Raw genomic sequence first — 13,053 nt, 5'->3', positions numbered from 1 at the left:
CGTGGTCGCGCTCAAAACACTCATTCCATACAGGATATGAAATCGCAGTTCAGGTATTGGATGCCGTTTTAAGGTATAACCATCGATAACAATCACCCGGTAATATAAGGGCATCCTTATTTTGTCTTTTCAAGTTGCCATAAAATTGAAAACTCCAGGGATATTTTCTACTATTTATTCTCACGACTCGACACTGCAAGGGGAATCCGAAACATGCTTAACAAGAAAACCGCGGTAGTATTAACAGTGCTGGCTGGATTCGCATCTGCTGAAGTAATGGCGGCCACCGAATGGAATGTTTCTTTATGGGGAAAACGTCGCGCCTTCACCGAGCACGTAGAGAAACTGGCCGAACTGGTTGATAAAAAAACCAACGGCGACTTCAAGCTGAAGATCTCTTACGGTGGCCTTTCCAAATCGAAAGAAAACCTCGATGGCATTTCCATCGGCGCATTTGAGATGGCGCAATTCTGCTCGTTCTATCACAGCAAAAAGAACCCGACCATTACCGTATCTGAATTGCCTTTTTCAAAAGAATTATCACTGGCTCGCATTGCCGCAATACAGGCCGAGATCTACAAACATCCTATCGTTGCAAAAGACCTGGCGCGCTGGAACGCCACACTGCTGATGCCCAGCCCGATGCCGCAGTACAACATCATCAGCAAAACTGAGCCTCTTCAAAACCTGGATGGCTTCAAAGGCATGCGTATTCGCGGGCCGGGCGGCATCATGGGTGTGCTGGGCAAGAAAGGCGCCGTCAAAACCGGTGTTCCGTTCGCTGAAGTACGCCAGTCCATGGACTCGGGTGTAATCGATGCGGCTTCTTTCGCGCCCCACGCGCACCTGGCAACCAAAACCTACGCAGTTGGAAAATGGTACACAACCAACCTGAACCTGGGTACTGCAGATTGTCCAGTTGTTGTGAACACAAATGCACTTGATTCACTGAAACCCGCGCATAAAAAAGCCCTGTTGGGTTCTGTTAAAGAAGCTATCGATTTTTACGTAAGCAACTATAACAGCAATACCGTAAGCAAGTACGAAGCCGAGGTGAAAGCAGCGGGTCTGAAGAAGATCACTTTCACCAAAGCCCAGACCAAAGAGCTGAATGAACTGGCCGCTTCCGTGCGTGAAGACTGGGTGAAGGAAAACAGCGCGGAATTTAACGCCAAGGAACTGTTTGACTATACCCAGAAGCTGGTTAACAAGTAATTATTCGGCAGCAGAGCCATACTTTTACGATTGAGTGTGGCTATAATTACGAACGGCTGTTCTAATACAGCCGTTTTTTGTATTCAAAAGATTTTCAAATAGGCCGTTTCATGCCCAGTTCGACCACCATCTTCGAAGATAACAGCAGGCTCAGTCGCGCTGATCGCCTGTTCTTCAAACTCGAATCCGCGATGAACCTGCTTGGCGGTTTCGTAATCTTTTTGCTGGTTTTTCTTGCTGTAACCAATGTACTGGGTCGGTGGTTGTTGGACCTGCCCATTAATGGCTACATCGACTGGGTTGAACAGGCAATGGCCTTTATGGCTTTTCTTGGTATTGCCTATACCAAGCGAGAAGGCGGCCATATCCGGATGGATATTCTTGTCGGGCACTTGCGCGGTCGCTGGTTATGGTTTACCGAGCTTGTATCCGTGGTCTTGATGCTGATCATTACCCTGTTACTAACCTACGGTTCATACCTGCACTTCCTTCGCGCCTATCAACTGGGCGATTCCTCGCTTGATATTGATTTGCCAACCTGGCCTGCGAAGCTGGTTGTACCGGTTGCCTTAAGCGTGTTGTCCATTCGCCTGATGTTACAGGTGTGGGGATATGCGCGCGCCCTGAAAGAAAACAGTGAACAACCTGTAGCCATTCCGCTCGTTGAAGATGCTGCTACCGTTGCCGCCAAGGAAGCTGAATCTGTCTCCAGCTCAAAAGCTGAGGAGACAAGATAATGGACCTGGCGGAGTACATGACAAACATCGATACCATTGGCATTGGCCTGTGGATTACCGGGCTGATGTTGCTGCTGGTCGTTATCGGCGTACGCGTCGCGTTTGCTGCTGCTCTCGCCGGCTTCTGTGGTTTACTCTGGATATTCGCCGCCAAGCTCGGCTTTGAAAAAGGCCTGCTGGTCACCATCAAAATGGCGGGTACCATCCCCCATTCCAAGGTCTCCAGCCTTGCCCTGTCCCTGATCCCGACTTTCATCCTGATCGGCTACCTGGCCTATCATGCGGGGCTGACCAAGGCGCTGTTTGAAGCGGCCAAGCGCTGGCTGGGCTGGCTACCCGGCGGTATGGGCGTGGCGACGGTTTTCTCAACCGCCGGCTTTGCCGCAGTGTCCGGCGCTTCAGTGGCAACCTCCGCGGTATTCGCCCGCATTGCCATTCCGGAAATGCTCAAGCTGGGTTATGACAAACGCTTTGCCGCGGGTGTTGTCGCCGCCGGTGGTACGCTGGCCTCGCTGATTCCGCCGTCTGCCATCCTGGTTATTTACGCCATCATCGTCGAGCAGGATGTCGGCGCATTACTCATGGCCGGTTTCCTGCCTGGCCTGGTTTCCGCTGTCATTTACGCCGGCCTGGTGATTTTTCTTGCGAAATTGCGCAAAGACTTCGGCCCACCCGTGACCGGCTATACCTGGAAGCAACGCTTCCAAAGCTTACCCGGCACACTACCCATGTTCGCCGTCATCGCGATTATTATTATCTGCATTTATGGCGGCGTTGGTACGCCAACAGAAGCAGGCTCCCTCGGCGCATTTATTATCCTGGTTATGGCGATACGTAAAGGCATGCGCTGGAATGAACTGCGCGGATCATTGATGGAAGCCGCAAAGCTCACCGTCATGATCTTCTCCATCATCTGGGGTGTATTGCTCTATGTTCGCTTCCTGGGTTTTGCCGACCTGCCGAGCGCATTTTCAGACTGGCTGACCAGCCTGCACATGAGCCCGATGCTGATCCTGATCATGATCCTGCTGGCTTACGCCGTGCTGGGCATGTTCATGGATGCCATCGGTATGCTGCTGTTAACCCTACCGGTAGTTTATCCCGCGGTGATGGCGCTTAACGGTGGTCCGGGCGTGACCGCTGCAGAATCCGCCTTCGGTGTTTCCGGTGTCGGCGCCTCAATCTGGTTCGGTATCATTATTGTCAAGATGGCCGAGCTGTGTTTGATAACACCACCGATTGGTTTGAACTGTTTCGTCGTGGCTGGTGTTCGTCCGGAATGTACCGTACAGGATGTATTCAAAGGCGCAACGCCATTTTTTGTTGCTGACGTCATCACCATTGCCGTGTTAATCAGTATGCCGCAAATTGTACTGTGGCTGCCGGGCCAGATGGGCTTTACCTAAAAGGTGATATATCGGTAATGGCCTGCCTGGCCAGGAACAATTTGCCGGGGCCGCTGTTTAGAAGAATAACAGCTTAATGATAAACGCTGTCAGCGTGATGTTCATCACCCAGCGTATCCATGTCTCACCCTTATGCACCGTAGTGTGTGCTCCATACCAGCCGCCGATGGAATTGCCGATCGCAAGACCGAGCCCGGCCCACCATACCAGTTCCAATCGTGTAGCAAAAATTGCCAGCGCAATAACGGTGTAAACCAGCACAATGAAGACCTTATACATGTTAACGCGCACAAGGCTGAAGCCCATGACACGACTCAAAATCGGCATCAGGATAAACCCCACCCCAATATGAATCATGCCGCCCCAGAAACCGGCGCCAATCATTAACACGTGACCCCAGACCAAGTTCTTCGGTACTTCGCTTTCAGGGATAGCGTTGTTGCCGGACTTCTTTTCGGTCGACATGATAATCATGACTGCGACCATCACCGCAGCCAGCAGGTAGTCGAACAATTCGCCGGTTATCTTCACGCCAACCAAGGCGCCGCCCACCGCACCAATGGAAGCGGCAAACGCCAGGCTTAAGCCCAGCCTGAAATCCGAGTAGCCCTTGCGGAAGAAGGTATATACGGCAGTAATGTTCTGCGCGAGTATGGCGATGCGATTCGTGCCGTTGGCAACAGGACCCGGGATATCCATAAACAACATGACGGGCACGGATAATAGAGACCCGCCACCGGCCATCACGTTGAGCCAACCGGCAAAGGCACCGACGACAATCAATAAACCAATTTCCCAGATTTCCATCAATAACCTGCCTGGCGACTACACGGAATAAATAATAATGAGGTGAACCAAATGAACAGGCTCGATTGAAGCCTACACCGTCGGTATTTGCAATACTCCATCGACATAGAACCCGTACAGCGGGATGGTGCTAAGCGCTCCACAAAGACCCGTACCGAAAACACGATTTGATAGCGATGCGGGGCTTTTACGCGGCCCTATACATTGTGCCGCGTTTGACGCTACTTTGCATTGTTTGCACGGCATCAATTCCTCAATTAGCGCACCCCAATAACAGAGATGCGCCTTTCCAGGTTGTATGAACGTATTTCTATTTAAGGCGTGCTTCAACGTATTCCAGATCGAAAATCAACACCCGTGAAGCGAGCTTCGATATCCTGCCCTTGTCCAGCGCAATCTCGTCGTCCCCGTCATTTTCATGACGTTCTTCTTCCGCATCCTTATGCTCTCGATGAAGGAGTTGTTTAAGCGCCTTGATGTCATGCCTGGCGGCTTCAAGATTGCCGGTATTGATTGCAGCCACTGCAGCGGTAATCAAACGGTCCAGTTCCTGCACAAAATCAGCATTGATTTGTCCGAGGTCGACCAGTTCTGTCTTAATGTGTTGCTGAACCTTTTCGAGTACGGCAGCAGCATTGAAAGGAGTGGGCACCGAAATCCATGCCACCGCCGTTGGCAACACGATAAAATCGTTGGTATAGAGCGCGTTAAATTTTTTGCCAATTTCACCCTGTGGACCTTCGCCGGCAAACCCCATAACTTTGCCAACACGCCCGGTCAAGTCGATTTTTCCCACGCCCGGGAGGTCATGGCTGGTGTAGGCAAAATCCGCAATACTCCCGCCCGGAGAAATGCTGGCGCTCCCTTTCGTCAAATCAAGCCAATAAACATTTGAGCCAATATATCTTTTTTTGCTTAAGTCGGAGCCGTAGCTGTTGTGTACCCGGTATATATCTGCGAGCCACCCGTCCGGACCATTCATGGTTTCAGTGTTTGCTTCACTCGCGAACATCCTGACGCTAAATATTTTCTGTTCTGCTGAACTTCCGTTTTTTACTTTATAGCTATACCTTATGTCGCCGTTTTTGTTCATTTTGAAGACGGATTTGACCCCAGGCTTGATCTTTGTGGCAGGAATGAATTCAATTCTGTACAACATGTCGCTGCCGTCGGCGTAATAGGTTTTATAGGTAAGAATATAGTTTCCAGTATCCGGCACATACTCCAGCCCCTCCTCGGCGGATCCCCAGGGAAGTATGACTCCATCCTGGATATATTTTGATCCATAGGCAGCCACCGGCAATTGCAATAACCCAAAGACCAAAAACGATACAGTTGCGAAGCGAATAATCAGATAGCCATTCATGTAGCATTACCTCTTTAGACGAAGGTGAAAGTGACGATGTCCAGTGATTTCTGCGCCGGTTAACTTGTCCCATTTTCTTTCGAATAATGGGTCGATTTTTAGCTCCTTTGCCAGCTCCTTAAACTCTTCAAAATCAGATTCCGGAATTGCCCCGACCTGAAGGTTCGCCCGAATATCCACTTCAGTACCGCGCCTATGCTCGTGATGAGGAGACAACCAGTTTTGATCCAAATCGAATACGCCGCCTCTCTCGAGGCTTGCATCATTTACATGCAATACAGGATTAAATGGGAACGAAAGCATTTTGTACCGATAGGCGAGTTCCAGCAGTACTGCCTTTGCCTCTTTTGTCAGATAGTGATTATCAATGTGAGAGAGTGTTGTACCGATCAGGACATGATGAGGCCCGTTCTCTATATCGACCAAATTCTTTATTCCCACCCAGACTTCATCCGGTCCTTCCTGGACACAGGCGGTTGAAACACAGGTAGCTGATATTTTATGGTCGCCGGCTATTACCGGTGCGCGAAACCGGAATTTATAACCATCTGTGCCGGTGTTATTTGTGATGATATAGGGCGTCGGATTGAATCCGCCTACGTTTCCCCTGGGACGATCGTCGGAGTGGTGCTGATGGCCGCCACTGTTTTCCTTAACATTCACTTCCAGACGAATATCGACATCCGGCACCAGGCTTCCGTCATCATCATACACTCTGACTACCAGTCCATTCGACGACTGACCGGGCTCGGTTGAAACCAGAATCTCCGGGGATTCCGGCATACCTGATTCCGGCTCTATCCTGATGGAGTACCATGACTCCTCCTCCTCAAGAATTTTGCCAACATGGGAACATCCTACGTTTTCACCATTAACCGGCTTTGTGGAATATAGACAGGCAATACCCGAAAACCAGACCACACCGGTGCAATGATCATACGGAACAGGCGGTACATCAATTATTCCATCGTACGACGCCCAATCACCAAAGTATTCATAGTCATATTCCAATTCTCTGGAATTTAACATATCGATACAAGCAAGCTCTGGCGTGTCACCAATTCCCTGGTAATAGCCGAATTCATGTATAGCGCGATAATATGTTCTCGTTGCCGAGTGTGCTGGAATTGCAATTGCCAACAAGCAGGCACACAACATCACAGTCGTAAACAATCGTCCTGTACGCTGCCAAACATCAGCAATTACTGTCGAGATTTTTTGTCGCTTTTTTGGTCTGGAATGCGTCTTCCTGATAGTTACAAGAACCCGGAGAATTCTGGAAACAGAGACAAACAAAAATATTCTAAGGCGATAAGAATCATCCATGATATCCATCCATTGCAAAATGCCATCCTTGGCAATATTGGTATATTTAACCAGAACACATAGTTACGAATTCACTATTGAATACATAGCGACATTATTCGAACAAAAACAATTTTTCTATATGGTGCCGCCCTCCATGCCACAGATCCCGTATTTTGAGTTCCAGTAGCTTCAATTACTAATTTCTGTTTTAGCCTTTCCGGCTTCTACCGGCATTATGGTTAACCACTGTTACGTAATAATATTGTAAATCACTTACGTATTCGGTCTTCCAGACGGGTTATCATACTGCGTGGCGAGATTATAATGCGCATTATAAAACAATCAATACTTCTATTTATACGTTTGTATAATTATTTATTATACGTATTTATGGTAAATACTTTAATTAACATCTACATATATTTCAATTCCCCAATATTGTCTGTAGACTGCGCCTAACAACAACCGACTACGATAAAGAAGGCGCCAGGTCTAAAAGGGGTCAGTACCCTTTTCCACCTGCACAGCCCTGGTAACCGGTGGCCGGCCCCGACGCGGCTGCCCTACCTTGCATCCCAGCGTCTGCTCTACCTTTTCACGGAACCGGTCATTGCCTAACGGCGTGCCCGTCTGCACCGTAGTACGAATGTCATGCACTTGTTCAGGTTCCAGCGCATGACGAAACAACTCCCGGTAAGCATGTTGCCGCCTGGCTGCGGACCCGCCTAGCGACTTGTACAACTTATGCGCGGTCACCACCTTGTGCTGTTTTCCTGAGGCATTGGCCGCGTAACTGGACCAGGGATACGCAATCGGTGTATTCACCATGCCCGCCCGCACCGGGTTAAGTTCAATGTAACGCATACACGCCAACAGGTATGGGTCACTGTCGATCACGCAGCCTTTATGTCGCCCTTCCCACAGGGTCCCGCTCTTGCCGTATTTATAATTGATATACGGTACGTAGTGGCGGCCCACATACTGAATGGCGAGACTGATGGCCTCCGGAGTCGCCGGTGTCATTAACAGGTGTACGTGGTTGGTCATCAATACATAGGCATGCACTTCACAGTCATGCTTGTGGATCGCCTCAGACAACCAATGAAGGTAAGCATGGTAATCATCATCTTCAAAGAACACGGCCTGGCGACAGTTACCGCGCTGTATGACATGGGCCGGGACACCCGGCAAATAGAATCGAGGTTTACGTGGCATACGAACATCCTTGTTCGCTATGTTGAATTCAGAAGTAATAGCCTAAAGGAGGAAGGCTGAGAATAAAAGGGTACTGACCCTTTTATCGGAGTATAACCCACAATCTACAACTGGTGACGGAATACAGTTTTACATCGTGCCATATAAACTGCTTGGTGATTGCCGCTTCTTCCGCAGAACCATTCAGGGACATCCAGGGTAAGAGAAAAAACTATTTCTCCCGCTCTCGCCGAGGTTTTGGTCCTGGTTTGGCCAGAAAAAAGGAGGATGAAGGATTAAATCTGTTCTCTTATCTAATATAGCCACCGATATTCAAGCCAACAGGGTGTGTGATCTCATCATACCCTGTATCATAACGCAGTCTAACCACCCCCGTTTCAACCGAAAGATAAAATCCCAGGTATTGCTTGGAACTACCAACAAAATCCCAACGCGCTCCAAACAAGCTGCCATAATTCCTGTTGTTGACTTCTGCCAGCACGATCGGTGATGCATCAATTTGCATCATGGCAGTATCCTCAAAGTAGCTATAGAAGCTGTTCATATAGACAATAAATGATTTGGTCAAACGAGTACCAATATTCACACTGGCTTTATGCCCGTACGACCTATACCTTTCATAAATCGCCTGGCCGCCTTCAGCAGTATACTTGCGTGAATAAGAGTCACGGGGATAATAAGAGAAACCAGCGCTTGCCTTCCACCCTGGTTCACCAACCCCGCCTTGATTCAAAATTCCATACCTTGCTCGCATACCGCCACCCCAAAGATAAGCAAAATCCATATCTGAAGTTACGGAAAACTGAATATGATTTAACGTATAGCTCCTGCCTGTATTGTCGTCGTCATCAACATTTTGCGCGGAAAAGTTCCCGATAGAGTCTTCCGATACATCTATCGATTTATGTTGCTCTGAATAGTCATAACTCAACAATCCCATGTCTACGGAATACCCGGGTAGAAGTTCGGGTGACTCATAACTTAACAATTTCGGATAATAATAATGTGACTGGGGTGTATGGGAGCAGCCGACGAGTACGCCAGCTGAAAAGACGGTAGCACACAATATTCTTAACGACATAGACACACCGCTATAGTCCTCGTATCATTCTGGACTATACCTTTTTTATAATTAGATTTTTACTCTAAACTTTTATCCTGGATGGCGCAAGCGTATCACCCGCACATTTGCACTTTACTTTGTGAACGCCTACGGCCTGAAACCAGAAAACCCGGGGACGACCTCAGCATAAATGGTTTTCAATCAAACCTGATGCTTCCGGAGCTCGCCTTGGGCTCCTGTCAATGCTGACAACTACCCTGCCGGCCTCGGCAACACCCCGTCAACATAAAATACATCATGGCGATATGACTCGACGCGGCCACTGTGATGCTCCCGAAACTCGATGAGTTCACCACCCAGTCTGCACGACCATTCGCCGGTCTCTACAGGCTTGCGCACAGTGAATGCTTTATGTGTAAACAAGGCGAGGTTTATGGCCGGGATTTGACTACGGGCAGAGATGTATTCAAAAGCGATAATACCGGCTTCACGCATGCGTGCACCTAATGCCTGGGTCGGGCCATAGTTGGCGGGATGTGTTAACACGGCCTGGTGTCGTTTGAAACTACCCTCATGCAAGCGCAAGCCCAAAGTAGTTTTATATCGAAAGCTGAATGCAGTGTGGCCGGTGATGATATCGCCTTCGGCTTTATCCTCGTAGTCATCCCAAAACACGGCGCGGTAATAGGCTGACTCGGCCAACATGCCATCAACCGTTAACGAGGCATAAAACAAGGATGGCGAGAAACGATCGCCAAAGCGCGAGCCATAGGCCAGTGGCGGGTATCGAAACGGTGTCCTTAATAAATAGTGCAACCTGGCGCTTGATGTATCACCCACATCTGCCGGGTAGGCCGGCTTGCTTTGCTCCAGCAATTCTTCCAGTCGACTTTGCTCGGTGAGGCTGCGGGTAATGGCCAGGGTGGCGTTATCGTGCTGGCTTTCCACCATGCGCCAACCGCTCCCCTGGATGGGCTCCGGATTGAACGTGATCTTGTCGAGCGCGGTGGCAACTGCCATTAAATCTTGCCGCGCATGGCGTCGGTGTATTGCAGCACTCGCACCAGCCCGGTCACGTCCCTGATTTGATCACCGGGCACACCGCCGGTTCCCTTGTTGCGCGAGCGCATCCATTGCTGCATGTGGCCACTGTCACCACCCAGCAGGCTGTACAGGCTGCGGTAAATACGCACCAGGATTAGTGCCAGCTCGCCCGGCTTGGAATCGGGGCTGATACCGTTGCGGCTGATGCTGCTGCGGTCCTTGCCGATAATCTCGCCCACCTGCTGTTTGCCCAGCCCCAGCGCCGCCCCGGCCTCAAATACCGCATGGGCCAGCAACTCGGCATCATCAATACCCTCGTTTTGCAGCACCTGTGCCAATCTGGCCTCCTTATCGGGCAAGATTTACAAATGTGCGTTTGCCCGGATTTATCGATTATGGTGCTTTTGCTCGATCGTGGCAAGGAGTTGGTCAGGAAACTGAGCCGGAGACTGGCGTGCGCCAGCCCAATAAACTGGCGTGCGACAACCAGAAACAAGGCAGCCGGATTGCAGAGATACGTGTTTAACCAACGTTGCCGCCGACCATTCCAATCCCGTCATTCAAAAAACCGCGTAAATGAAGCAATCTCCTCTCGCGGAGTGCGATAGGAATTCACCAGGGCGTCGGTATCCTCATAACCCAGCGCCATGCCGCCGATCACCAGCCAATCTTCCGGGTAGCCCAGGGTTTGCAAGACGATCTCCGGAAACTCGCCGAGCGCGGCCTGCGGACAGGTGGCCAGCCCTTCTTCCACGGCAGCAAGCATGATGGACTGCAAAAAGATGCCGTAATCAATAAAGGAGCCCTTCTCCATCACCGGGTCGAGGAAGAACAGCAGCATCACCGGCGCATCAAAGGCCCGGTAATTGGCCGCCCACTGGTCGATCTGCCGCTGCTTGTCTTCGCGGCCTATGCCGAGGGTGGAATACATCTGCAGGCCGGTGGCCTTTCGTCGACCCTTGTATGGCTCGATCCAGGTCAACGGGTAGTAGTGATAGCCCATCGATTTGTCGGCGCCGCTGCGAAACGCCGCCTCGGTCTTTTCCTGCAACTTTTGCCTGGTCTCACCGGTGACCACGGCCACCTGCCACGGCTGGCTGTTCACACCCGAAGGTGCGTGACCGGCTGCCTGCAGGATGCGTTCAATGGTGTGCTTTTCCACCGGCTTGGGCAAAAACGCCCGCACGGATTTGCGCTTTTGTAATGCTTCGCTGACTAACATAGCTACTCCAGTCAATCATTCAGGGCACGGGATGGGTGCCGTTTGGACGAATCAGAGGGGATAATACATGGTTTCTCTCTGGGCGGGGACGAGGGATAGCTGACTGACAATCTAAAGGGTGCTGACCCCTTTTGCGCCTTCTGTGTCCTCTATCCGCCCCGATCGAGCGCGCCAACCTGACGGGAATAACGGTGTCTGCCTCGGTTTTTCCAACACTTTGTATGGCCGGGTTTGACAGGCAGCAACCGGAGGGATACGTTAACGCGTGAGCCTCGTACCAGCTGAACCACCTCAAGCAATTGTAGCGGACAGGTCGAAGTTTGGACGAGGCTTTAATATATGTGCTTCGCGAGCTTCGCCAGATCCCGTTTATCCGTGACTTCAAACCTGGCTGAAAACTACCTCAGGCAGGTCGCGGTTATTGTTACTCACCTGCCACATTTGTTTTGAACGCTTTGAAATAAATCCTGTTTTGAAAATTTCAGTTTTGATCTATCATATTTGGCACTTCTTGTTGATAGCCACTCCAAGTACATCGCCCCCTCGGCGCCAAGGCAATCGATTAACTATCCAAGAGCAAACTGGCCGCTACGCGCCCATGCTCAACGCGGTCCGACTGTTTAGTTAACGATTTACCGAGAGGGCATGCATGACTGTCACTTATATCGATCCGTCTATTGATTCCACCAAGCCGGCCGAACAATCGCCCGCCACCGGCGGCGCCTTACCCGAGATCGAACGCATACAATCCCTGGTGGCCATACACGGCTCACCACTGATGATCCTGGACTGCGACATCGTGCGCCAGCAGTACCGCGCCCTGAACAATGCCCTGCCCGGTGTCACCCTGCACTTTGCGCTCAAGCCGCTGCCCCATCCCGCCGTGGTCAATACCCTGCTGCAGGAAGGCGCCAGCTTTGACCTGGCCTCCAACGGCGAGATCGACCTGGCGGCCAGGGTTGGCGTGCCCGCGGCATCGACCATACACACCCACCCCATTAAACGGGACAGCGATATCCGATACGCGCTGGAGTACGGTTGCAAGGTGTTTGTCGTGGACAACCTGAATGAACTGGAAAAATTCATCCCCTACAACAACCAGGCCGAGATCCTGATCCGCCTGGGTTTCCGCAACGCCGATGCCTACGCCGACCTGTCAAAGAAGTTTGGTTGCAGCCGTCAGCAAGCCATCGCGATCATGCAGCACGCGAAACACCTGGGCATTCACATCAAGGGCCTGTCGTTCCACGTCGGTTCGCAAACCACCAGCCCGGCCAAGTTTGTAAACGCCATAGAGAGTTGCGCCCAACTCATCAGTGATGCCGCCGGGCTGGGCCTGCCCGCGTTAAGCACGCTGGACATTGGCGGCGGCTTTCCCTTTGACTACCACAACAACGTGCTTCCCATAGACCCGTTCTGCGCACCCATACGCGAGGCGCTCAAACAACTGCCCGACACCGTAAAGGTGATTGCAGAACCTGGTCGCTTCATCGTCGCGCCCGCCGGCACCGCGGTCAGCTCAGTTATGGGCCAGTCCGAGCGTGATGACAGAACCTGGTATTACCTGGATGATGGCATCTACGGTTCCTACAGCGGCATCCTGTTTGACCACAGCAGCTACCCCATTGACACCCTGCACACAGACGGCAATCGCGAGCGCCATCCCAGCG

General features: G+C 51.0%; 12 protein-coding genes. 4 read left to right on the top strand and 8 right to left on the bottom strand.

What is annotated here, in order from left to right; all coding sequences use genetic code 11:
• Positions 1-213 precede the first annotated feature (213 nt).
• The 3 genes from dctP (at position 214) to OEZ10_14165 (ending at position 3,358) form a co-directional block, all read left to right on the top strand.
• On the top strand, positions 214-1,215 hold the full coding sequence (dctP, locus tag OEZ10_14175; GenBank protein MDH5634116.1) for a TRAP transporter substrate-binding protein DctP: 1,002 nt from the start codon (positions 214-216) through the stop codon (positions 1,213-1,215).
• 110 nt (positions 1,216-1,325) lie between these two features.
• A complete protein-coding gene (locus tag OEZ10_14170; GenBank protein ID MDH5634115.1) occupies positions 1,326-1,952 on the top strand; it encodes a TRAP transporter small permease in 627 nt (208 codons plus the stop codon).
• 26 nt (positions 1,953-1,978) lie between these two features.
• A complete protein-coding gene (locus OEZ10_14165; protein ID MDH5634114.1) occupies positions 1,979-3,358 on the top strand; it encodes a TRAP transporter large permease in 1,380 nt (459 codons plus the stop codon).
• Between the two features lie 57 nt (positions 3,359-3,415).
• Here the strand turns inward: OEZ10_14165 and OEZ10_14160 are convergent, their stop codons facing one another.
• The 8 genes from OEZ10_14160 to OEZ10_14125 form a co-directional block, all read right to left on the bottom strand.
• Complete coding sequence (locus OEZ10_14160; protein MDH5634113.1) at positions 3,416-4,165, bottom strand: sulfite exporter TauE/SafE family protein; 750 nt, start codon at positions 4,163-4,165, stop codon at positions 3,416-3,418.
• A 310-nt stretch (positions 4,166-4,475) separates the two neighbouring features.
• Positions 4,476-5,531, bottom strand: a complete 1,056-nt coding sequence (locus tag OEZ10_14155; protein MDH5634112.1) for a hypothetical protein — start codon at positions 5,529-5,531, stop codon at positions 4,476-4,478.
• A 6-nt stretch (positions 5,532-5,537) separates the two neighbouring features.
• Positions 5,538-6,857, bottom strand: a complete 1,320-nt coding sequence (locus OEZ10_14150) for a hypothetical protein (GenBank protein ID MDH5634111.1) — start codon at positions 6,855-6,857, stop codon at positions 5,538-5,540.
• Positions 6,858-7,331: 474 nt separating this feature from the next.
• A complete protein-coding gene (locus OEZ10_14145) occupies positions 7,332-8,054 on the bottom strand; it encodes a transposase (GenBank protein MDH5634110.1) in 723 nt (240 codons plus the stop codon).
• 289 nt (positions 8,055-8,343) lie between these two features.
• Positions 8,344-8,994 carry a hypothetical protein gene (locus OEZ10_14140; protein ID MDH5634109.1) on the bottom strand — a complete coding sequence of 217 codons (651 nt, stop codon included), beginning with the start codon at positions 8,992-8,994 and terminating at the stop codon, positions 8,344-8,346.
• A 375-nt stretch (positions 8,995-9,369) separates the two neighbouring features.
• Positions 9,370-10,137, bottom strand: coding sequence for an RES family NAD+ phosphorylase (locus OEZ10_14135; protein MDH5634108.1), 768 nt, complete (start codon positions 10,135-10,137; stop codon positions 9,370-9,372).
• Positions 10,137-10,490 (bottom strand): MbcA/ParS/Xre antitoxin family protein, encoded by a 354-nt coding sequence (locus tag OEZ10_14130; GenBank protein MDH5634107.1) that lies wholly within the window; start codon positions 10,488-10,490, stop codon positions 10,137-10,139. The genes OEZ10_14135 and OEZ10_14130 overlap by 1 nt, the downstream gene beginning before the upstream one ends.
• Before the next feature lie 227 nt (positions 10,491-10,717).
• Positions 10,718-11,383, bottom strand: a complete 666-nt coding sequence (locus tag OEZ10_14125) for a nitroreductase (protein MDH5634106.1) — start codon at positions 11,381-11,383, stop codon at positions 10,718-10,720.
• Between the two features lie 649 nt (positions 11,384-12,032).
• Between OEZ10_14125 and OEZ10_14120 the strand changes: the two genes are divergently transcribed.
• Positions 12,033-13,053: type III PLP-dependent enzyme (locus tag OEZ10_14120; protein ID MDH5634105.1), on the top strand; the 1,021-nt coding region annotated here is incomplete at its 3' end.

The sequence above is a fragment of the Gammaproteobacteria bacterium genome, assembly GCA_029880545.1.
Classification (GTDB): Bacteria; Pseudomonadota; Gammaproteobacteria; order Acidiferrobacterales; family SZUA-150; genus JAOUOD01.
Note: the sequence above shows the minus strand (reverse complement) of the source record. Positions and strands in the feature narration are given on the sequence as shown.